Origin of the sequence: Marinobacter sp. CP1, assembly GCF_001266795.1 — a bacterium.
In the GTDB taxonomy this organism is placed as follows: domain Bacteria; phylum Pseudomonadota; class Gammaproteobacteria; order Pseudomonadales; family Oleiphilaceae; genus Marinobacter; species Marinobacter flavimaris.
This window is the reverse complement of the sequence record NZ_CP011929.1, coordinates 184,671-207,193: the sequence shown is the minus strand read 5'-3', so window position 1 is coordinate 207,193 and position 22,523 is coordinate 184,671. Positions and strand designations below refer to the sequence as shown.

Here is a 22,523-nt window from a genome sequence, read left to right as displayed (position 1 = left end):
GGGTCTGGGTTTTATCGAACCCCAAGTTCCCGCAGACGCTTGTATAGCGTGTTACGGCTGATTGCCAGTTCTCTTGCGGCCTGGGATACATTGCCTGTGCACTTGTGATAGACCCTGAGCGTTCTGGCGAGTGTATCCTCGGGTTCCGCTTCAATGCCCGGAACAGATGGCTGCGGGATAGTCTGATCGGATTCCTCGCCCGAGCTGTTCTCGAATTCTGCAAGGAAGTCTTCCGGCAAATGCCACACCTGCACGTCCTCCCCGTCGGCAATGGCGATAGCCACCCGCAGCACGTTGACCAGTTGGCGAATGTTGCCCGGCCACGGGTGGTTTTCCAGGGCCGAGAGTACCTTGGGAGACAGCTGTTCTGATTGCCCCGGATCACGGTAACGGGAATAGAGTGTCTGTATCAGCAGCAATCTGTCGGCGCGGTCCCGAAGCGCAGGGAGTTCCACGCATAGCCCGTTGATCCGGTAATAGAGGTCTGCCCTGAAATGACCGCTTTCGATCCGTGTGCCCAGTGGTCGGTTGGTCGCCGTGACCAGCAGAATATCAACAGGGACGCTGTCGGTAGAGCCGACTGGAGTAACCAACCGTTCCTGGAGTACCCGTAGCAGCCTTGATTGGGCCGAAAGGGGCATTTCGCCAATTTCGTCCAGAAACAGAATGCCTTTATGGGCCTTTCGGATAAAACCCAGTGAACCTTGCGCTCGCGCGCCTGTGAAGGCGCCCGCTTCGTAACCGAATAATTCCGATTCGACCAATTCCGGGGGAATAGCCGCGCAGTTAACCGCCACCAGTGGTTGATCCTTGCGCGGCGATGCCCGGTGAAGCGCCTTGACCAGAACTTCCTTGCCGACCCCGGTCTCGCCGGTGATGAGAACCGGTAGCCCCCGCTGCAGCACTTTGAGACTCTGTGTCGCACACCGCTTTACGGCTGAATCGCCGTATTCGAGATTGTCGATGCCCAGCAATTCATCGGAATGCCTGCCCTCGTCAGGGAGTGGTAACGGATCATTTTGGGCGCTGTTGTCGACAACCCGGGTAGGGCGCTTGATCCGGGCGCTCAGTCGCACCTTGCTGCGGGTGGTCAGTTGCAGGGTTTCGGTTTCCGGATGGCCAAGAATGTGATTCCGACGGCCGTTGAAAAGCTCATCCAGACGGGCCTCCACGGTATTGATCCCCAGCAACTGGTCCGCTCGCTGGTTACTCGCAATGACCCGTCCGGAATCATCGCACACCAGAATCCCCGACCAGGGACTATCGAAGTTATCCGCCGTGGTATTCAAGGTGATCTGGAAATGATCGGGACCGAACTGGCGATTGATAAGCCGGTTCTCCACAGATTGGGAAAGCAGGCGAACCATGCCCAGGGTGTGAGCCTGGGGGAGGTACGCGTCGCTGAACACACTGAGAACACCGGCAATCTGCCTGTGGGCATCGAAAATCGGTGCCGCAGAACCAATGATGCTCCGGTTCGTTTTCAGGAAATGTTCGTTTCGCTGAATCTGAACGGGGGCGCCGACAGCAATAGAGGTGCCAATGGCGTTGGTACCGCAGTTCTGCTCCTGCCAGTTTGCGCCGGTCTGGAACCAGGGTTTCAGCCGGGTCTCGGTAATGCGTTCATCGCCCCAGCTGTTCAATACCGTGGCGTGCTGATCGGCGAGCAGAATGAGGCAGCGGCTGTTGGAAAGTACGTTCCGGTAGTAGGGCAGAACCTCAGCCTCGGTAACCGAGAGCAATTCGCTGTATTGGCGGTTTATTTCTTCCAGTCTGGCAGACTCCGGCACCAGCGGTGTTGGCTCATGGTCGTGATCAAGGCCCCAGGCAATGCAGCGGTCCCAGGAATCGGCAATAACGCTCCGGTAGTCCGAATATTCGTTTTTTCTCATCAGGCGTCACTCAGGTGTTCGTTTGTTGTTCTGGCAGACGACTCGAGCAGCTGACGTGGGCAACTGTGTCAAATGTGTTGCTCAATCATCTGTGCAAATCCTGTTCACGTCAATGTTCAATTTGAACAAAGTATTGCTAAACGAACATTATGATTTTCGTATAAGAAATTGTGCGGAAAATAAAAGGCTATATAAAACAGTGGAGTAAGTAAGATTACCTACGCAGACGTGCAAGCTGGTATAGCCTTTGCGTAAGGAGATTCGAAATCGAATTTCTGTGGCCGATGTAAACCGGCCCGGAGTGCGTTTCCACAAGAACAAAAAGGAAAGCCTATGTCCTTAACACTGGAGAATCTCTCCCGTGAGGTCGACGGTGTCGACTATATCCGGGATGCCAACCTCACCTTTGAGGCAGGTTCCTTTAACGTTCTGCTCGGCCGGACACTGGCCGGTAAGACCTCATTGATGCGACTGATGGCAGGGCTGGACAAGCCTGACAGCGGCCGTCTGATCTACAACGGTGAGGACGTTACAGGGCAGAGCGTGCAGAGCCGAAATATTTCGATGATCTATCAGCAGTTCATCAACTACCCCAACCTGACTGTCTACGAAAACATTGCCTCGCCCCTGCGGCTTGCAAAGATGGTTGAGTCCGAGATTGATCGGAGGGTGAAAGAAACCGCGTCGATGCTTCGGATCGACCCGTTGCTCAAGCGTTACCCGCTGGAGCTGTCCGGAGGCCAGCAGCAACGAACTGCCATGGCCCGGGCGCTGGTGAAGGATGCCACCCTAGTGCTGTTCGATGAGCCCCTGGTCAACCTCGATTACAAGCTGCGCGAAGAGCTCAGGGCGGAATTGCGGGACCTGTTCCGCGAGCGTCAGTGTATCGCGGTTTACGCCACCACAGAGGCCAACGAGGCACTGGCGCTCGGTGGCACAACCACATTGTTACACGAAGGGCAGGTTGTTCAGACGGGCCCGGTGATGGATGTGTACCGCGCGCCCGTGAACACCCTCGCTGCACAGTTGTTCAGTGAACCTCCGATGAACATGATTCGCGGACGTGTATCCGAAACCGAGGTGACCTTCGACGAGTATTCGCACCACGCGCTGACCCAGGAGCTGGCCAAGCTGCAACCGGGAGACTACTGGTTCGGGATCCGACCCAGCCATATCGGTCTTGTGCCGACCAGCGACGATGATCTGGAAATGTCCATGGAGGTGGAACTCAGCGAAATCAGTGGTTCTGAAACCTTCATGCATGTGGAGAACAGTCATTTCGAAATGGTGTTGCAGTTGATGGGGGTGCATCAGTACCACACAGGCTCACCAATAAAGGTGTACCTGCCCATCAATAAACTGTTCGTGTTCGATAACAACGAACAACTGGTGCACACACCGTCTCAGGTTTCAGGAGGGTCTGTCTGATGGCCGAAATTCAATTGAAATCACTCGCCCACAGTTACAGTGATATGCCCCAGGGCCCAGACGATTATGCCATTCGTCAGCTCGACCATGTCTGGCACAAGGGTGGGGCGTACGCACTGCTGGGTCCGTCCGGTTGCGGAAAAAGCACCATGCTGAACATCATCTCCGGGCTTGTTCAGCCCTCCGAGGGGGATGTCCTGTTTGATGGAAAGCGTGTCAACGAGCTTTCCCCGCGAGACAGGAATATTGCCCAGGTTTTCCAGTTTCCGGTCATCTACGACTCAATGACCGTTTACGACAACCTGGCGTTTCCGCTCAAGAACAACAAGGTTCCGGCCTCCAAGATCAAGGCCCGTGTTCATGAGATTGCCGAAGTCCTGGAAATCGAGGACAAGCTCTACAAGAAGGCAAAGAACCTGACCGCGGATGAGAAGCAGAAGGTGTCCATGGGCCGGGGCCTGGTGCGGGAAGATGTTTCGGCGATTCTGTTCGATGAGCCCCTGACCGTGATCGACCCGCAGCTCAAGTGGAAGCTGCGTCGGAAGCTCAAGCAGATTCACGAGCAGTTCGACATCACCATGGTGTATGTCACCCACGACCAGCTCGAAGCCTCCACCTTTGCCGACAAGATTGCCGTGATGTACGGCGGACAGATTGTCCAGTTTGGCACCCCGACCGAGCTCTTCGAACAGCCCAACCACACGTTCGTGGGTTTCTTTATCGGAAGCCCGGGGATGAATCTCATTGAGGTACAGAGATGCCCCCGCGGCGTGTGTTTCGGTGGCACGGTCGTGGCACTTGAGCCCTGGCAGGTTGATGTCCTGCAGCGGACCAGGTCCACCAACATCAAGATCGGAATCCGGCCGGAGTTTGTGGAAGTGTCCTCCGTAGCTTCAGACGACACCTTCGAGGCGGAGGTCCTGGATGTCGAAGACCTCGGTACCTACAAGATCGTTACCGTGCAGCTTGACCACGAGAAAATGAAAGTCCGGCAGAGCGAGGACTTCGCCGCATCGATTGGTAGCCGGGTTCATCTCTCGTTCCCGAAGCAATGGCTGAAGCTGTATGTGGATGAATTCCTGGTACAGGAGCAACAGTGATGCAAAAGGTACAAAACAACAAAGCCTGGTGGCTGGTGCTGCCAGTATTCCTGCTCGTTGCCTTCTCGGCACTGATTCCCCTGATGACCGTGGTGAATTATTCGGTTCAGGACATTTTCGGACCGGGCCAGGCGTTCTTCGTGGGCACCGAATGGTTCAAGGAGGTATTGACGGACGAGCGTCTTCAGGATTCCCTGATTCGTCAGTTCATCTTCTCCGGTGCGGTCCTGCTGATTCAGATTCCCCTCGGGATCGGAGTGGCGCTGATGATGCCCAAATCCGGTATCAAGGGGTCGCTGTGTCTGATTCTGCTGGCCATTCCCCTGCTGATTCCCTGGAACGTGGTTGGCACCATCTGGCAGATTTTCGCCCGCGGTGACATTGGTCTGTTCGGCTGGGGCATCAACCAACTTGGTATCGATTACAACTACACCGGTGACACTCTTGATGCCTGGTTGACGGTGCTGCTCATGGACGTATGGCACTGGACACCTCTGGTGGCGCTGCTTTGCTATTCCGGGCTGCGTGCGATTCCCGAGGCGTTCTACCAGGCCGCGGAAATCGATCGGGCTTCAAAGTGGGCTGTGTTCCGCTACATCCAGCTGCCCCGCCTCAAGAGCGTGCTGATCATCGCCGTGCTGCTGCGCTTCATGGACAGTTTCATGATCTATATCGAGCCGTTCGTGCTGACTGGCGGCGGGCCTGGCAGCTCGACCACCTTCCTGAGTCAGACGCTGACCACCATGGCGATAGGGCAGTTTGACCTGGGGCGTGCGGCGGCATTCTCGCTGATCTACTTCCTCATCGTGCTGCTGATTTCCTGGCTGTTCTTTACCGCCATTACGCACGCCGACAAAGAAAAATAAGGAGAATGTGATGAGACAGACACGTTCGAAAAATTTTGGGATAACCCTGTTTATCCTGCTGCTGCTGACGCCGATCTACTGGTTGCTGAACATGTCGTTCAAGACCAACCAGGAAATTCTGGGCGGTCTGACACTCTGGCCCCAGAATTTCACCCTGGACAACTATGCGGTGATTTTTACCGACCCGAGCTGGTACAGCGGCTATATCAACTCGATGATCTATGTTTCGATCAACGTGGTGATCACGCTGGTGGTGGCCCTGCCGGCAGCCTACGCTTTCAGCCGTTACAAGTTTCTCGGCGATAAGCACCTGTTCTTCTGGCTGCTCAGTAACCGGATGGCACCGCCAGCGGTTTTCCTGTTGCCGTTCTTCCAGTTGTATTCGTCCATCGGGCTGTTCGATACCCACATTGCCGTGGCCCTGGCGCACTGCCTGTTCAACGTGCCGCTTGCGGTCTGGATTCTGGAAGGATTCATGTCCGGCGTGCCGCGCGAGTACGACGAAATGGCCTATATTGATGGCTACAGCTTTCCCAAATTCTTCGTGAAGGTCTTCCTGCCGATGATTCGTTCCGGTATCGGGGTTACGGCATTCTTCGCCTTCATGTTCTCCTGGGTGGAGTTGCTCCTTGCCCGGACCCTGACGTCCGTGGATGCCCAGCCGATCGGGGCGATCATGACCCGAACGATAGGGGCGAGTGGTATCGACTGGGGCGTTCTGGCGGCTGCCGGTTCACTCACCATCATTCCCGGCCTGCTGGTGATCTGGTTCGTTCGTAACCACGTTGCCAAAGGCTTCGCCCTCGGACGCGTGTAAGGAGACGTTCTATGATTGCCTGGATGAACTGGACACCGACCGTCGCCATCTTCTTTGCCGTGATTGCGGGGATTCTGGCGGTGATGACCGTTTACGAAATTGTCTCCCCGTGTACCGAAAGGAAAGGCTTTCTGCCGATAGCCACGACCCGCGGTGACAGATTGTTTATCGGATTGCTCTCGGCAGCGTATATACACCTGGCTTTCCTGGCTGTAAGCGATATCACGTTATGGGTGGCGCTTGCGGTTTCGGTGGCCTGGCTGTTGGTGCTGCTGCGCTGGGGATGAGTCTTAGGTCGGATGTTCGTTATGTTGTTTTTGCGAACATTCGACTCTAAAAATTCTCTAAAAACACTTGTAATGATTTCGTAAACGAACTATTTTTATTTCAATGATCGGAATCGATCATAGGCGATTCCGGTAAAAGGATAGCGACCAGAGCGCTATAAGTGCGGAAGCGAAACCCGGCTGTTTCGTTCCATTCATAAAAAGACGAACGAGGTTGGATATGTTCAACAACAATAAATATCCGAGGACCCTGTTGCTGAGCGCCGCTGTTGGTGTTGCCAGTATGGGGTTAAGCCTGCATGTCAGCGCCGATCAGTACAGTGAGGCGGCTGAAAAGTGGGTGAATGAAGCGTTCAAGAACTCTACTTTGACCAAGGAAGAACAGCTCAAGGAAATGGAGTGGTTCACTCAAGCGGCTGAGCAGTTCCGCGGCATGGACATCAACGTGGTTTCCGAAACCATCGCGACTCACGAATATGAGTCCAATGTTCTGGCCAAGGCGTTTTCGGAAATTACCGGTATCAACCTGACCCATACGCTGATTCAGGAAGGCGATGTCATCGAGAAACTCCAGACCCAGATGCAGTCGGGACGGAACATCTACGATGGCTACGTGAACGATTCAGACCTGATCGGTACCCACTTCCGGTATGGCAAGGTAGTGGCCGTTGAAGACATCATGAACGGTGCCGGCAAGGATCTTACCCTGCCCACGCTGGATCTTGACGATTTCATCGGGCTCGACTTTACCACCGGGCCTGACGGCAAACTTTACCAGTTGCCTTCCCAGCAGTTCGCCAACCTCTACTGGTTCCGTGCGGACTGGTTCGAACGTGAAGATCTGCAAAAGCAGTTCAAGGAGATCTACGGTTATGACCTGGGTGTACCGGTCAACTGGTCTGCCTATGAAGATATTGCCGAGTTCTTTTCGGTGCACGTGAAGGAAATTGACGGTGAGCGCGTTTACGGTCACATGGACTACGGCAAGAAGGACCCGTCCCTGGGCTGGCGCTTTACCGATGCGTGGTTCTCCATGGCAGGTGCTGGCGACAAAGGCCTTCCTAACGGTTTGCCCGTAGATGAATGGGGTATCCGGGTTGAAGAGTGTCATCCTGTGGGCTCCAGCGTCAGCCGTGGCGGTGCAACCAATGGTCCCGCTGCCGTGTATGCCACCGAGAAATACGTGGATTGGCTGCGTGAGTACGCACCCCCCGAAGCCCAGGGCATGACTTTCTCCGAGGCCGGCCCGGTGCCTGCCCAGGGTAATGTTGCCCAGCAGATCTTCTGGTATACCGCCTTTACCGCAAGCATGATCAAAGATGGTCTGCCGGTTGTGAACGAGGATGGCACGCCCAAATGGCGGATGGCGCCGTCACCACGCGGTCCCTACTGGGAAGAAGGCATGAAGCTTGGCTATCAGGACGTGGGTTCCTGGACGTTCCTGGATTCAACCCCTGAAAAGCGTCGACTGGCGGCCTGGCTGTACGCCCAGTTCACCGTTTCCAAGACCGTGTCCCTGGAGAAAACCATCGCCGGCCTGACGCCAATTCGCGAGTCTGACATCGAGTCCGAGGTGATGACCGAAATGGCACCGAAACTCGGCGGTCTTGTGGAATTCTACCGCAGCCCGGCCCGGGTGCAGTGGTCGCCCACTGGTACCAACGTGCCGGATTATCCGAAGCTTGCGCAGCTGTGGTGGCAGTACATTGCTCAGGCGGCCAGTGGTGAAGCCACTCCGCAGGAAGCACTGGACGGATTGGCCCAGGCCCAGGATCGGGTGATGGAGCGCCTCGAGCGCGCCAATGTTCAACCGACCTGTGGTCCGAAGCTGAACGAGCCCCGGGACCCGCAATACTGGCTGGATCAACCCGGCGCACCCAAGCCGAAGCTGGACAACGAGAAGCCCCAGGGCAAGACCGTTGCCTACGATGAGCTGCTGAAAACCTGGGAAGAAGCCCGCTAAGGCGAACTGATTCCCTCAAGAGCAATGCCTGTCGCAACAGGACCCTTTGGTTGCGGCAGGCAGAGCACCGTTGTCACGGTGGGTTTTGGCCGGTTGCTTATAGTTCCCCCCCTTTCAAGCATTTCAAGGTAGCCCCTCCCGGGGTCAACCCTGCCGGCCCTTTTTCTGCCGTTTGGCCCGTCTTTGCAAGAACATGGCGGGAAGGGTGTGTCCAATGAACAGAATCTCCGTAATTCATCGTTTGTACGCGGGTTTCGGCCTGCTTTGCGTCATTATTGTTTGCTGGGGAGCATTCAACATCAGCATCATGTCCTCGTTCTCTGGCGCAACGGACAGGCTGACGTCGGATGTATTTCCGCTCAGTGGATTGATTCAGGAAATGGAAGCCCATCGATCAGAAACCGCAAGATACTCCGTGGAAGTGGTGGCTGCAGGCGATCAGAAAGTTCTGAGTTCCCAGTCTGCCAGACTTTCCGACGCACTCAACAAACTGGGCGATAGCCTGGATGCCTTCGTTGCGTCCGACAGCACGGCCATGTTCCCGGAGCTGGTTGCGGTCAACGAGTCCGCGAACGCCCGGCTGGCTGAGTTGCAGAAATCCGTCAAGGCGATCTTGGCTCTGAAAGGACAGCTGCTCTCCGTGTCCGATTCGGTCAATTCCGGGCTGAGTGATTTCCTCGCCAACAACGGGGAGATGAAAAGAACCCTGGTCAGGGAGGGTACAGAGCCGGCGGGACAGGACATCTATATTCGTGACCTGTTCACGACGGTAATGGAAAACCTGACAAACATCGAGTTGCTGATCATGCAGATGGTGAGCACTGAAGACGCGAGTGAACTCAACGCCATCGTCCAGAACCTTCGGTTCAATACCAGCACGTTTGAGCAGGACATTTCGGCCCTGGTGAGCGAGGTACCTCGCCTGGAGGGCTTGCCATTATTGGTTGAAAGGTTTCTTGCCGCGGTGAACGATGACGCCGGAATCATCAGCCAGTACTCAGACTATCGCCAGAACCGGTTGGAACTGGAGCTCTTGGCCAGGAAGGTAGACGGCTCTTTTTCGGCAATGGCATCCGAGCTGGATGACGCACGAAAAATCGTTGCCGAGAGGGCAAGCGCCTCAGTGTTCGCGCTGGATGATACCGCGCTGAATTCGGAACAGCTGGTTTACTGGCTGCTGCCCCTGGTGGTTCTGATTGCGCTGGCAACTTCGATCAGACTTGGACGGATGATCAGCCGGCCGCTTCAGGCGACTCAGGAACACCTGGCCGCAATGGCCGGGGGCAACTATTCTCAAGCCCTCGAGTTTCCGGCGTGTGGCGAGTTTATGGACCTGAAGCGTTCCGTTAACCGGTTGTCCGAGGCCATGGCAACGGTCCTGGGGAGCCTGCAACAGGCTGGGGCGGACATATCCGTGATCGCCTCCGGTAACGCCAGGTTTGCCAGAGATTTTAACGAACGGATACGAATTCAGTCCGATGAGCTCGGTTCTATCGCTGCTGCGATGACTCAAATGGAGGCGTCTGCCAGGGAGGTGGCGGGTTCGGTTCGGGATACCCATAGCCTCGTTGGCGAGGTAAACCGGCAGGTTGAAGACAATCTGTCTGCAGCCGAGCATGGGATGGACTGTGTTGAGAGCCTCGGGCGCCAGGCGGAGCAGACTGCAAAAAAGCTGAAGCAACTTGAGCAGGCGTCCTTTGATATCGGCAGGATTACCGAGGCCATTGATGATATTGCCAATCAAACCAATCTGTTGGCCCTGAACGCCGCCATTGAATCGGCGCGCGCCGGTGATGCCGGTCGCGGCTTTGCCGTGGTTGCAGATGAGGTGCGCGGGCTGGCCCGGAAGACCACCGAGAGCACCGACACCATACGGAATCTCGTGGAAGGTCTTCAGCGGGAAGCCTCAGAATCGGTAAGCTCCATGAACTCCAGTTTTGAACAGCTGGGATCCGTGCGTGATTTGATGGCCAGTGTCTCGGAAGGCGCGGGCAGAATTGATTCGGCAGTGGGACGGATCCATCAGGGCGCCGAGCATATTCGTCACGGCATGGATGAGCAGGAGAATGTCAGTCAGTCGGTGGCGCGGCAGGTCAGTGAAATCAGCGCCTCGGTGGCTGAAAGCCTTGAGAGTATCGACGAATTGGTCACGACCTGTGACCGGCTGGAGGATTCGGTGACCAGCATTGAATCATTGATGGCTCGATTTCGCATCCACTGAACCCGTCGCGGACCAACCAATTATCGTTTCCATATAACAAATTTGTCTGATTGATGGGTTTATTTCGCTTGATGATGTTCGTTTACGAATATTACTATGGCTTTAATGTTCGTTATCCAAAAATAAAATTCGCAAACAATAATGATTGAACAGGAACGACGCTATGGAACAGATAAAATCAGTCACTGCCCGGGAAATTCTGGATTCCCGCGGATTTCCCACAGTGGAAGTGGACGTAGAACTCCGAAATGGCGTGGTCGGGCAGGGCCGTGTGCCATCCGGGGCGTCCACGGGAACCCGGGAGGCGCTGGAAAAGCGCGATGGTGATGACAGTCGCTACAACGGCAAGGGCGTCCTGCAGGCAGTTCGGTGCGTTAACGAACGGATTGCTCCGGCGCTGGAGGGGCGCGTGGTATTTGATCAGCTCGTGATGGATCGCCTCATGTGCGAGATGGATGGCACGCCCAACAAGGCGGAATTGGGGGCTAATGCGATTCTGGCCGTATCCCTGGCCACAGCCAACGCCGGCGCCAATTACCGGCAACAGCCCCTGTACCGGTATCTTGCCGAGCTTTATGGCTGCAACGGCCCCAGTATCTTGCCAGTGCCCATGATGAACATCATCAATGGTGGCGCCCATGCCGACAACAACGTTGATATCCAGGAATTCATGATCCAACCGGTCGGGGCGCCCAGCTACAGCGAGGCGCTGAGGATGGGGGTGGAAACCTTCCATGCCCTCCGGTCGCTTTTAAGGAAGAACAGGCTGTCCACGGCGGTGGGCGATGAAGGTGGCTTCGCACCGAATCTGCGTTCCAGCGAGGAGGCACTCGACCTGATTCTGGCCGCCGTTGAAAAGGCAGGTTATCGGCCCGGATCCGATGTGGTCCTTGCTCTTGATTGTGCCGCTTCTGAATTCTATGAAGACGGCCGATACAACCTCAAGGGTGCCGGCAAAGAGTATACCTCTGAGGAGTTCTCGGATTACCTACTCAATCTGGCTATGAAGTATCCCATCGCGTCTATTGAAGACGGCATGGACGAGAGCGACTGGGACGGCTGGAAACTGCTGACCGAGAAATTGGGCGAACGTGTGCAGCTGGTGGGTGACGACCTTTTCGTGACCAACAGCGCAATCATCACAGAGGGCATCCGTAAGGGAATTGCCAACTCGGTACTGATCAAGTTCAACCAGATCGGAACCCTAACAGAAACCCTGGATGCTATCGGAATGGCCCAGGACGCCGGCTATACCACGGTGATTTCCCACCGCAGTGGCGAGACCGAAGATACCTTCATATCCGATCTGGCCGTGGCGACACGGTCGGGCCAGATCAAAACCGGCTCTCTCTGCCGATCCGACCGGGTCGCCAAGTACAACCGTTTGCTGCGTATTGAGCAGGACCTTGGCGCCCACGCGTTTTACCCCGGTGTCGGCGCGATTCGCTGCGCCTTGGATACCTGAAACCGCTTTTCGGGAGAAACACTATGAGGAAACCCATTCTGATTGGAAACTGGAAGATGAACGGCAGCCTTCAGGCCAACCAGGCCCTGATGGTCCGTGTGCTGCCTCGTGTGAGGGCGTTTCGCAAGTCCATTGATCTGGCCGTATGTCCCCCACATCCCTATCTGTTTCAGGTGCGGGATCTATTGGGCTACACCGGCATCATGCTGGGTGCCCAGAATGCGTCCGGATTTGTCTCCGGCGCCTACACCGGCGAAGTCAGTGCCACCATGCTGCAGGAGATGGGGTGTCGCTATGTGCTGGTGGGGCACTCTGAGCGCCGGTTACTGTTTGGCGAAAGCAATCATGAGGTCGCTGCCCGTTACCGTTCGGTTCTTGGAGCCGGGCTTACGCCGGTACTGTGCGTTGGCGAAACACTGGACGACAGGGAGTCTGGCCGCACCAGTCTGATTATTGAACAGCAGCTTCAGGCGGTGATTGACGAGGTGGGGCTGGCTGCGATGGCGAATGGAGTCATTGCCTATGAGCCGGTGTGGGCTATCGGCACTGGCAAAACTGCAACGCCGGAGCAGGTTTCCCAGGTGCACCAGCAAATCCGCCAATTCATTGCGAAGAGTGCACCGGAGGCATCCGAGGACATCAGCCAGGACCTTCGAGTGATCTACGGCGGCAGCGTCAAGGCGGCCAACGCCTTGGAGCTGTTCAGTCTTGCCGACGTTGATGGCGGCCTGATTGGCGGTGCCTCACTGCACGCCGACGAATTCGGAACGATTGCCGGTGCCCTGGCTGAAGCTTCCGGCGTTCTGGCCGGCGAATGCGAAACCAATTGATGGAGATGGAAATGCAGCCAAAACGCTGGATGCAAACGACGTTTTTCCCGAATGAAAGCGACGTACCCGAACAATTTCGACGGGGTGGTGTGGAATTGGCCGATACACTGGTCGGGGGCGAACTCCGCCGTTGGGACGGTCCCTACGCAGACGTTCGCAGCCCGATCTGCACTGTCGCGCAGGGCGAGAGCGAACCTCAGCCCCTGGTGATCGGTCGGACGCCGCTGATGGATGAGACCGCCGCCCTGGATGCTCTGGATGCGGCAGTGCAGGCCTACGGTCAGGGCAACGGAGAGTGGCCCAGCATGTCAGTAGCCAACAGAATCGAACACGTCGAACAGTTCCTCGCGGAGATGCGAAATCATCGGGAGGCCGTGGTAGAGCTCTTGATGTGGGAAATCGGGAAAACCCGTAAAGATGCCTGCAAGGAATTTGACCGAACCTGTGACTACATCAACGATACGATCCATGAGTTGAAGGTGCTCGACCGACGTTCATCGAGATTCGAGATCGTAGGTGGCGTTGTGGCGCAGACCCGTCGCTTACCGGTGGGCGTTGCCCTGTGCATGGGGCCGTTCAATTATCCACTTAACGAGACCTTCACAACGCTGATTCCGGCGTTGATCATGGGCAACACTGTGGTGTTCAAACCCGCCAAATACGGTGTGCTCCTGATTGGTCCTCTGATCGACGCATTCCGGAAGTCGTTTCCGCCTGGAGTCATCAACATCATCTTCGGGCGGGGCAGGGACACCGTCGGGCCGTTGATGAAAAGCGGTAAGGTGGACATGTTCGCCTTTATTGGCACTCACCGGGGTGCGTCCGCACTGAAACAGATGCATCCAAAACCGCACCGGTTGAAGGCTGTGCTGGGCCTTGACGCCAACAATCCGGCCATCGTGTTGCCGGATGCGGATCTCGAGCTCGCCGTCAGCGAGTGCGTCACCGGCGCGCTGTCTTTCAATGGTCAGCGCTGTACCGCCCTGAAACTGCTTTTTGTACATGATTCCCTTGCAGATCGGTTTGTCAGCCAGCTGTCGGAAGCGGTCAATGAGCTGGCTGCGGGAATGCCCTGGGAGCAGGGCGTATCGCTGACGCCATTGCCCGAGCCGGGCAAGATCGGGTTCCTCAGGGAGCTGGTGGATGATGCCATCGCCAAAGGCGCATCGGTGGTCAATCCCGGTGGCGGCGAAGTCAACGGCACGTATTTTCACCCTGCCGTGCTTTACCCGGTCACTGCCGAGATGCGCATCTATCATGAAGAACAGTTCGGGCCGGTCATTCCTGTTGCTGCTTTCTCGGATGAGCAGGAAGTGATTGAGCACGTTCGGGATTCCAGCTTCGGGCAGCAGCTAAGTATCTTCGGTTCGGATTCCGACACGGTGGGCAGGCTGATTGATCTGCTTGCAAATCAGGTGGGTCGGATCAACCTCAATGCCCAGTGCCAGAGGGGGCCCGATACCCTGCCATTTAACGGACGCAAAGACTCCGCGGAAGGCACACTTTCGGTATCGGATGCCCTTCGGGTGTTCTCGATTCGCACAACCGTGGCCACCAAGTCCAGTGAGAGCAATCGGGACCTGGTGACCGGCATTGTGCGGGGACGAAGCTCGAAAATACTGACAACCGACTATCTGTTCTGATCGCCGGACCCTCTGTCTTGGATCTAGAGCTGGAGGGGCTTGCCAGCCTCCCGGCGCCGCTCTTCCCATTCTTCCCGGGTTTGTGCGGCCTGATCACCGGGCATGGAATCAATGATGCTGAAATAATCGGAACTGTATTCGTCAGCAATGATGGTGTTGCGTGGTTTTACTTTCACCACATACACTGTCTGGACATTCTGGTGATCGAATTCGCGCCAGTACTGCTCATCCTTCAGGAACGTGTATCTGTGTCCCTCCAGGGCCCTGATGAGGCTGGCGGTATTGGTGGTTCCGGTACGTTCCACTGCATCCTTGTATTGATAGACGATGCTGTAGGCCGAGGCCGCAGCAGTAGAAGGCCGCATTTCATACCGAGCTGAGAAGGCCTCAACAAACTCTTTTCCTCTCGGATAGTTCAGCTCGTAGGGTACGTTCCATACCCAGGGGGAGCCACCGATAACGCCCTCCATAATGGTGGGGCCTACCTGCCGAGCCATTCCCAGGGTCAGGTTAGGCACAACAATCTGCATTTTCTTGGTAAGGCCCATTTCGTAGGCAACGTTGAGTGCTCTCACCATGTCGTCGCCGAACAGGACCATCATCAGAACCTTGGCGTTACTAGCCTCTGCCTGCTCCAGCGCCTCCCTGAAATCGGTAATCAGTGCCCGGGGGAAAGGCGTTTTCACGCCCTGGTGGCGGTCAGTGTCTTCGGTTCCCGAGAACTTGCGAACAGACTCCTCCACAGACCAGCCCCAGGTGTAGTCGGCGGTAATGTAGAAGTAATCGTCTTCCGCATGATTGGTGGTCAGATACTGACTGAGCGCCTTTGCGGTCATCCAGGCGTTGTAGGGCTCACGGAACATGTATGAATGCCCTTCAGCGCCGGTGGTGGCGTTCGAGTAGGTCAGCGTGCCGAAGTAGATCCGGTTGCGATCGCGAGCAGCTTTGCCTGAGGCAATGGCAACGGCGCTGGACACTCCGCCGAACACCATCTGGACGCCTTCACGGTCGATGAGTTCTGCGGTGTTCTTTGCGCCCTGGGCAGGGTCACCGCGGGTATTTCTGATTACCAGCTCCAGCTGACGCCCCATCACGCCACCGGCTTTATTGATTTCATCAACCGCCAGAAAGGCGCCCAGACGTTGTTGCAGACCCTGATCCTTGTAACGACCGGTTTGGGGATAATTCAGGCCGATTTTAAGGGTTTCGGCATACACAGTGGTGCTCGCCAGCAACAGCAGACAAGCAGAAAAGAGTACTTTTCTGACGTTCATTCAGGTTGGCCTCCGGAATTGCAGCGCCCATGGGGAAAAGGGCTGCCAATCATTGTTTTGATTATTTGTTAAGCAACGCTAGTGTCTCTGCTGATTATGAGGCCAACAATGGGACTAAAGTGGAATTTTGGGTAACAAATTGTAGGTTAGTGATCTGCATCGTGTCTGACCTATGCTGTTCCCACGAATCGGTTCGGCTGCAGTCGAAGAAATGGATATACTTTCCGGACTTGCCTGGTGTGGGCTTTGCGGCAGCTAATGGAGTTTTGTGGGTCTTGGTAACTATAAAGCGCTGGAAATTCGGAATCGGATCGACTCTCTCGTCTCTTGTGGCGGCAATGGGGCTTGTCATTGTCCCGATGTCGGCCAGCGCCGAGTGGTATCGGTTTTCGGATACTGCAATGACCACGCCTATCGAACTGGAGTTCTGGGCGGAAGATGAAGAGCTGGCGAACCGGGTTGGCAAAGAGGTGCTGGCGGTTTTTCATCAGGTTGATGAACAGATGAGTCGCTACCGGGAAGAGTCGGAGGTCTCCAGGCTCAACCGCAATGCACCCGACGGGCCAGTAGAAGTCAGTGACGGGTTGTTCGAGGTGATTGAAAAAGCACGGGAGGTTTCGCTACTCAGCCAGGGCGCCTTCGATATCACCTTTGGCTCAGTGGGTTACCTGTATGACTTCAGGGCCGGCAAAAAGCCCACGGACGAGGAGCTTCGATCCGGCTTGCCGCGGGTGAATTTTCGGGATGTGATTCTTGATGAGGATGATCAGACGGTCGAATACCGGCAGGCAGGGATTCTGGTAGACCTCGGTGGCATCGCCAAAGGGTATGCAGTGGATCTGGGAATCGAGCGTCTGGTCAGTTTTGGCATTCGCCATGCCCGGCTGAGTGCTGGCGGCGACATGCGACTGTTAGGGGACAAGCGGGGCCGGCCCTGGTACGTGGGCATTCGGGACCCCCGTTCAGAAGGGCGCAACGCGGTGGTTTTGCCGCTCGAGGATGTGGCAGTGTCCACCTCCGGCGACTACGAGCGGTTCTTCGTGGATGAGGCGGGAGAAAGGGTTCATCACATCCTGTCGCCTGAGACCGGCAAATCGGTCCAGGGTGTCCAAAGCGTGACCATTATCGGCGAGGATGCGTTAACAACCGACGGCCTCTCCACGGCGGTTTTCGTGCTCGGGCCCAAAAAGGGACTGGAGATGATTGAGCGTTTGAAGGGTATCGATGTTGTGGTTATCGATGATCAGCGCATGATGCATGTTTCAGAAGGCCTCGTTCCGCCCCAATCAGACTAGGGGCGGAACGAGCAGTTTCTGTCAATTTCCGATAGTGCCGTTCACGACATTCGAGAACGCAATCAGGCTGTCCTGAGATGTCCCATTGCCCAGCCCGTGGCCGTTGAAACGGGTACCGAAGTCACCCTGCTCCCCGTGCAATGCCATGTAGTTGAGCAGCACGGTCTGAACCAACTGGTTGACGTTGTTGGCCGCAGGACTGGAGGCAGTTTCCACCGACGCATCAGAGCGCATGAAGCCGATCTGCCTGCGAATCGGAGCGGGGCGGCCCGCCGGGTTGTAAACCAGGAAGAACGAGGCGGCCGTCTGCTGGTTGTCGCCGGTCCATTCGCCCTTGCCACGACCGTCCATGGAATCGTCGATTCGGCCGTTGCTCGACACCGAGCCGTCACTGAACACATAGAGCATCAATGGCATTCCTACCCGGGCGGCGTATTCCAGACAGGCACCCATACAGCGGCCGGCCTGCTCGTCACGACGTTCGCCGGTCCCGCGCTCACCCGTATGGTAGTCGTAGCCGCCCATGGTTATTGTGCCGGCGCCGGCGTAACCATTCAGCACGAGCTTCATCACAGAGGCGGTTTTCCTGAACTCCCGGTTGTTGTCGAACTCATCGCGGCTGAAGATGCCGGTGGGCCCGACGATTTCGAGGTCCACCTCGGGATCAAGTGGATTGGCCCTTTTTCCATATCGATCTGCCAGATCGGCACTCTTCACATAGCCGCAGCGGACTAATTTTTTTACCACCTCATCTGTCGAGATTTCGGTATTTACCCTGTTCATTTTTTCATCGCTGATACGCTGGATGGATTCCATAACTGCCACCGCATCTGATGGATCGAGAATTCCGATCAGGTCGCCTACATCCACTAGCCCGGAAGCATCGCTAGGGCGATCTATTTTCGTGGGTCTTACTTCTGGATTAATAAGGCTCATCGGAGCCATGGAGTTTCCGCCGGATTCGGAGCTTTGGGAACCCACTAACGAGAGCAATTCACCATTAGCTCCGGCCTTATAGATCCCATACATCGGGTTGTGTGGGTTATTGCCGGTGTCGTTTTCCGAGCGAGCTGCAATAATGGCTCCGTCTGTTGCCGCCCGGGTGCCGGGACTAGTACTTTGAAGAATCCCGCGTAGGAAGCCGCTGTCTGAATGGAATGCGAGGCCCAGCTCCGTGTTCACGAACGCCGGATCGTTGGGCAACATGTCACCGGGAAGACCAAGTTTGTTGTAGCCTGCGGTGCTCAGGAAGTCCATTTGCCCACCGGATTTACCCATCAGTACATTGGAGCCGGCAATATTGGCTCCGCCCGCTAGATCAAAGCAGATAAATGGAATCTTGCCTGCGCCCTGCAGCGCTATACCACAGCTTTCTTTCAAGGTTTGTAGGTCTGGAGAAAGCGCGGCGGACGCCATCCGCGGGTTACCGAACAGGCTGAAAAGAGATGCACCGAAAACAGTAGCCGAGCCTGCCATAAGACCCTGCGCGATAAACTCGCGACGTGTCCTGGGCTTGCCGTGGTCGTCATGGAGTAGTGGACTGCCATTGGCCAGAGGCTTCTTTCGTGATTTGCGTATAAACATGATCGACTTCCTTTACTGAACCAAGGTGGTGGCACTGCCAAGCACAGCTGCGCAGCTTGCCTTGACGACCGTTTCGGTTCGGTCAGGGCCGCAGCTTGCACCACAGCTGGTCAAGCCATTGATTAGATTGCTGAGCTCATTAGCGACTGTCTCATTTGTAGGCTGAGATGCCAGATCGTTTCCGACAAACCTACTGAGGAGCGCTCCCACTATGAGATCCTCTCCGCCACCTTCAAATGCGGTGTTTGCCGGTGCCGCAAAATTGAAATTGCCGAAAATCTCCTGCCGAAGGTTGTCGCTGGAAACCAGAGCGTCGCAATACTGAATTGCCAGCTGGGTAATCGCCATCTGATGAGACGAAAGGAAGCCCTCGATTGTTTCCACTGTCGGGAGTTGCTGCCGAACAGTGTTGAATTTCTCGGAAACCTTCGAATGCGTGGTCGGTACACCGGTCATCCGAGACATGGACTCGTTGATCTCGTCAAAAGTTTTCAAGCCGATCTCCGATGACGGCTCCTGGTCTGATGGCGCCGGTTGAGGCGGCAGCGACGGCTCGGAGCGGGCAAAGTTGTTACCGCCCAGCTGGTCGAAGGTCAGGAAAAACTCGTCGTTCCCTGGCCCGTTTTCCAGCGCAATGATGCTGCCCAGAGAGGAGAGCGGTTGCCCGGCGCCGGGCTCATAACTGCCGCTGTCCAGGACAACGTCCAGGTTGGCCCAGGCCTGTCCAACAGTTGCCTCCTTGCCGTTGATGCCCAGTCGCATGCCGCGCAGCGGGATGTTCGATGGTTCGGCCGAGTCATCAAGGCTGATGAAGAAGGGACTGGTGAATCGGTAGGCATAGCTATCGAACTGGCTGACTTCGAACACGATGAAGCTCTCGGGCACGTCGATCAGGTGAGAGACACCGAACAGGAGATAGAACTTCTGGCCAACGCCCACTTCGAAGTTGGCCTGGACCTGCTCCGGTGTCAGCGCACGATTGTGGATGGCGACCATGCGGATCGCGCCCTGCCAGGGCGAGTTACCATCGGTCTCGTTGCCCAGCACCAGGGCAAAGCTGTCGTCCCATTCAGTCAGCAGTCCGCCGTCGTCCGGGTCGACATCCCCGGTTGGGACACCATTTACAAAGATCTGGCGCCCGGTTGCCGGGGTGTAGTTCACCACCACGTGCTGCAGGGTTGCCTGCAGGAGCATGTCGGCGTCCCGGGTCGCGAAAGGCGTATTCTCATCGCTGGTGGTGCTGCGATGCAGCACTTCGTAACGCTGGAGCGACTGGCTGAGCGTAACGTTGCGAGTGGTGGATGAGCCCGAGTAGGTCACGATGCGGGCATCTTCCTGGGTGATGTTGCCGGGGGCGACCCAGGCCTCGATGCTGTACTCGCCGGAGGCGGTCAGCAGGGTGTGCAGCTTCCGGCTTGCGGTGGTACTGCCCTGGGCCTTGCCCGCCGGGATCATGAAACCCTGCTCGTTTTCGCCTGCCGGACCAAGGTCAATACCCCAGCCGCCAACCCAGTCAACGTTTCCGCTCAGGGTCAGATCCAGTGCAGGCGAGACGCCGCTGGTATCAAAGGCAGTCTGGCCTTCACCAAACTTGAATTCGTACAGGGCAATCACGTTGTCTTCAAACCGGCCGCCGGAGTTTGCGAGCAGGCCGTCTGCCTGCAGGTTGAGTGCCTTGCTGGCAACGATTGCCGGGTCCACGGGTTGGGCGCTCAGATCCTGGACCATTTCAAGAATCTTCAGTTCCATCAAATCGGCTGAGGCTTCGCAGTCGTCGTCCCAGCAGTTGTGGAAGTCGTAGCGCAGACGTTCGACCAGTCGGGATGCGCCCGGATTCATAGGATCAATACGGCTTTTCGCCTGATCGTAGGCAGTGGTGACATCGGCGCTGGCAATGTAAGGGGTCTGGCCACCATCAGCATGGCAGTCGCTGCAATACTGTCTGAGTTCGGGGTATACCGTGGTGGAAAACAGGCCAGTGTCAGTCGGAAGGGCAACCGTGGCACCCGGTTCTTTGAGCGCAGGAGCGCGAAGTTCCACGGTTTTGGCAGAGCCTTCTGACCCGCCTGCCCAGTTGGAAATATAGGTGGTGAGAATGTCCACACAGGCTGACGTGCTCTGGAGCCAGCAATTATGGCCACCTGCTACCTTTGTCACCATTGTGGACTGGGATGGATCAGACAGGTTAACAATAGAATTCGCCTGTGCGTAAGCAAGGTTAACGTCCTGCTCATTGACGAACGTGGGTGCCTGGCCATTGGAGCCGTGGCACGCGCCGCATTTATCCTGGGTGACCAGGTTGTCCCACACGGTGCGCTTGAAGTTGGCTACATCATCCGTCGAGGGGGCAGGCCCATTGTAGGTAACCGTGCCGGAATTCTGGGAGGTATTCGGCAGTTGTTCCGTGGATTCGCCCCCGCAGGCAGAAAGCAGAAGGGCCAGGGCAGTGATGGCAAGGACCGACTTGAGGGAGCTCATGGAAATTCCTTTAAATGTTTTCATAGCGTCCTCACTCCCCCATGCAGTACACGGCGGATTCTGCAAATACCTGCTTCAGGTCGTAACCCTGACTTGCGAAGCTGGCAACCATACTGCTTACCTGCGAACGGTCTGCGCTGTCGGAGGGAGGTCGCAGGCAGACATTCTCGAACACCTTCTTGACCTGGCACTCTGCGAAGGCCTCGGAATTCGCGAATTCCATACCCAGGCTCTTGGCACCGCTGCCGGAACCCGGGAGTGAGGGATCCCATCCCAGTCGGCGATTGGCGCCCTGGCGCCAGTAGTTATCCCAGCTGTCGTCAGGTGTCACATAGCCCTGCTCGAAGGTTGCAGAGTTGATGTGGTACTTGGCCTGAACCCTGGAGCCGGTTTCTGGATCTGTTTCGCCAATGGCGTTGTAGACCAGTCTGCCCAGTTCTCCATCGGGGTCGGTGTTGGCGTCATACTCGTAGTCGTAGTAGGCAAACGCCTGGGTCATGGGGTCCATGCCGGTGTGGCAGCCAACGCAGTTGTTCAGGAATACCCGGCTGTCACCACCCGGGCTGCGGGAAACATCCTGGCGAATGCGGTCCGTGGGCAAGGTAACGTCCGCAACCTGCTCCAGGTCGTTGCACATGTGATTGATCAGTGTGAAGCGGAACATCGCCCGGTTGGTGCCGGCACTGAAGAAAGCCCGGGCGGAAGCTCTTGATGTAATGACGCCGGCGGTGGCCGAGGGAGGAAGGCCCGTGTAGGTCGACTGGTTTACCCGCTCCAGGTTGTCCTTAAGGCTGGCTCCACTGTTCTCGAGGGATTCGTAGTGGTTGTTGTTGCTGGTAGAGTAGTTTGGCAGGTTCAGGGATGCATTCCCGATGTAAAGAACATCGTCATACAGAACTTTTCGGAAGTCTTCCCCGTCCCGCACCAGGCCAATCACCGTGGCAATGTAATCATTAAGGGGCACGAACTTTGACATCGCCTCGTTGGTCCAGGGGGCTGCAAAATTCTTCAGGGTGACGTCGTAGAAAGCGCTGTCTTGCATGGCCGTGAAGGCGGCATCAATAGCTCTGCCGGACTCTATGTCGCTCGCCATATCGTCAAGGACGACTTCAGAGGGTGGCACGCCGGCGACCCGATCGTGAATTCTTTTGGCCTGCTCCCTGGGGCCAGCCTGAACAAGGCTGGCCTGTCCAGACACCAATGCGACGAGAACTACGGTACTGCAAGCCTTGCAAAGCAGGCTTCTGATCCTGTTCCGGGCGGTCATGTCCTTTCCCTCGGTGATCGTTAGCATGTGCACATTAATGCTTTTTGACAATTGTTAAAAGTTTACGGCTTGCTATATCCTTCGTTTTGAGTCGTAGGCCACGTTATTACATT

The 22,523-nt window shown here is 56.3% G+C and carries 16 protein-coding genes; 11 read left to right on the top strand and 5 right to left on the bottom strand.

Translation table 11 applies throughout. From position 1 onward, the window contains the following. Positions 1-11: 11 nt before the first annotated feature. Positions 12-1,892 (bottom strand): sigma-54-dependent Fis family transcriptional regulator, encoded by a 1,881-nt coding sequence (locus tag ACP86_RS00965; RefSeq protein ID WP_053112347.1) that lies wholly within the window; start codon positions 1,890-1,892, stop codon positions 12-14. 333 nt (positions 1,893-2,225) lie between these two features. Here ACP86_RS00965 and ACP86_RS00960 point away from each other — a divergent pair, with 333 nt between their 5' ends. From ACP86_RS00960 to ACP86_RS00915, 10 genes are all read left to right on the top strand, one after another. After that, entirely contained in the window at positions 2,226-3,320 is a 1,095-nt protein-coding gene (locus tag ACP86_RS00960) for an ABC transporter ATP-binding protein (RefSeq protein WP_053112345.1), read from the top strand. Continuing rightward, positions 3,320-4,420 (top strand): ABC transporter ATP-binding protein, encoded by a 1,101-nt coding sequence (locus ACP86_RS00955; RefSeq protein ID WP_053112343.1) that lies wholly within the window; start codon positions 3,320-3,322, stop codon positions 4,418-4,420. Before ACP86_RS00960 ends, ACP86_RS00955 begins: the two co-directional genes overlap by 1 nt. After that, the gene (locus ACP86_RS00950; protein WP_053112341.1) at positions 4,420-5,286 is read left to right on the top strand and encodes a carbohydrate ABC transporter permease; all 867 of its coding nucleotides are present in this window, start codon (positions 4,420-4,422) and stop codon (positions 5,284-5,286) included. Before ACP86_RS00955 ends, ACP86_RS00950 begins: the two co-directional genes overlap by 1 nt. A gap of 10 nt (positions 5,287-5,296) precedes the next feature. Continuing rightward, positions 5,297-6,103: a carbohydrate ABC transporter permease gene (locus tag ACP86_RS00945; RefSeq protein ID WP_053112339.1), complete on the top strand. Its 807-nt coding sequence runs from the start codon at positions 5,297-5,299 to the stop codon at positions 6,101-6,103. Between the two features lie 11 nt (positions 6,104-6,114). Next, positions 6,115-6,390 carry a DUF2160 domain-containing protein gene (locus ACP86_RS00940; protein WP_053112336.1) on the top strand — a complete coding sequence of 92 codons (276 nt, stop codon included), beginning with the start codon at positions 6,115-6,117 and terminating at the stop codon, positions 6,388-6,390. Between the two features lie 220 nt (positions 6,391-6,610). Beyond that, positions 6,611-8,353, top strand: a complete 1,743-nt coding sequence (locus ACP86_RS00935) for an extracellular solute-binding protein (protein WP_053112330.1) — start codon at positions 6,611-6,613, stop codon at positions 8,351-8,353. A gap of 214 nt (positions 8,354-8,567) precedes the next feature. Beyond that, positions 8,568-10,574 (top strand): methyl-accepting chemotaxis protein, encoded by a 2,007-nt coding sequence (locus tag ACP86_RS00930; protein WP_053112328.1) that lies wholly within the window; start codon positions 8,568-8,570, stop codon positions 10,572-10,574. Positions 10,575-10,737: 163 nt separating this feature from the next. After that, entirely contained in the window at positions 10,738-12,039 is a 1,302-nt protein-coding gene (eno, locus tag ACP86_RS00925) for a phosphopyruvate hydratase (RefSeq protein WP_053112326.1), read from the top strand. 23 nt (positions 12,040-12,062) lie between these two features. Then, complete coding sequence (gene tpiA, locus ACP86_RS00920) at positions 12,063-12,869, top strand: triose-phosphate isomerase (protein WP_053112321.1); 807 nt, start codon at positions 12,063-12,065, stop codon at positions 12,867-12,869. Between the two features lie 11 nt (positions 12,870-12,880). Further along, on the top strand, positions 12,881-14,512 hold the full coding sequence (locus ACP86_RS00915) for an NADP-dependent glyceraldehyde-3-phosphate dehydrogenase (protein WP_053115429.1): 1,632 nt from the start codon (positions 12,881-12,883) through the stop codon (positions 14,510-14,512). Between the two features lie 23 nt (positions 14,513-14,535). Here ACP86_RS00915 and ACP86_RS00910 read toward each other — a convergent pair whose 3' ends face one another. After that, complete coding sequence (locus tag ACP86_RS00910; protein WP_053112319.1) at positions 14,536-15,786, bottom strand: substrate-binding protein; 1,251 nt, start codon at positions 15,784-15,786, stop codon at positions 14,536-14,538. 401 nt (positions 15,787-16,187) lie between these two features. On the opposite strand from ACP86_RS00910, the gene ACP86_RS00905 reads away from it, so the two are divergent. Further along, on the top strand, positions 16,188-17,081 hold the full coding sequence (locus ACP86_RS00905) for an FAD:protein FMN transferase (protein WP_082220608.1): 894 nt from the start codon (positions 16,188-16,190) through the stop codon (positions 17,079-17,081). A 21-nt stretch (positions 17,082-17,102) separates the two neighbouring features. On the opposite strand, the gene ACP86_RS00900 is transcribed toward ACP86_RS00905, so the two are convergent. The 3 genes from ACP86_RS00900 to ACP86_RS00890 are packed head-to-tail and all read right to left on the bottom strand — an operon-like array spanning position 17,103 to position 22,410. Further along, the gene (locus ACP86_RS00900; RefSeq protein ID WP_053112318.1) at positions 17,103-18,665 is read right to left on the bottom strand and encodes a hypothetical protein; all 1,563 of its coding nucleotides are present in this window, start codon (positions 18,663-18,665) and stop codon (positions 17,103-17,105) included. A gap of 12 nt (positions 18,666-18,677) precedes the next feature. Next, the gene (locus tag ACP86_RS00895; RefSeq protein WP_176443035.1) at positions 18,678-21,143 is read right to left on the bottom strand and encodes a LamG domain-containing protein; all 2,466 of its coding nucleotides are present in this window, start codon (positions 21,141-21,143) and stop codon (positions 18,678-18,680) included. Positions 21,144-21,174: 31 nt separating this feature from the next. Further along, positions 21,175-22,410, bottom strand: coding sequence for a hypothetical protein (locus ACP86_RS00890; protein WP_053112311.1), 1,236 nt, complete (start codon positions 22,408-22,410; stop codon positions 21,175-21,177). Between the last annotated feature and the right edge of the window lie 113 nt (positions 22,411-22,523).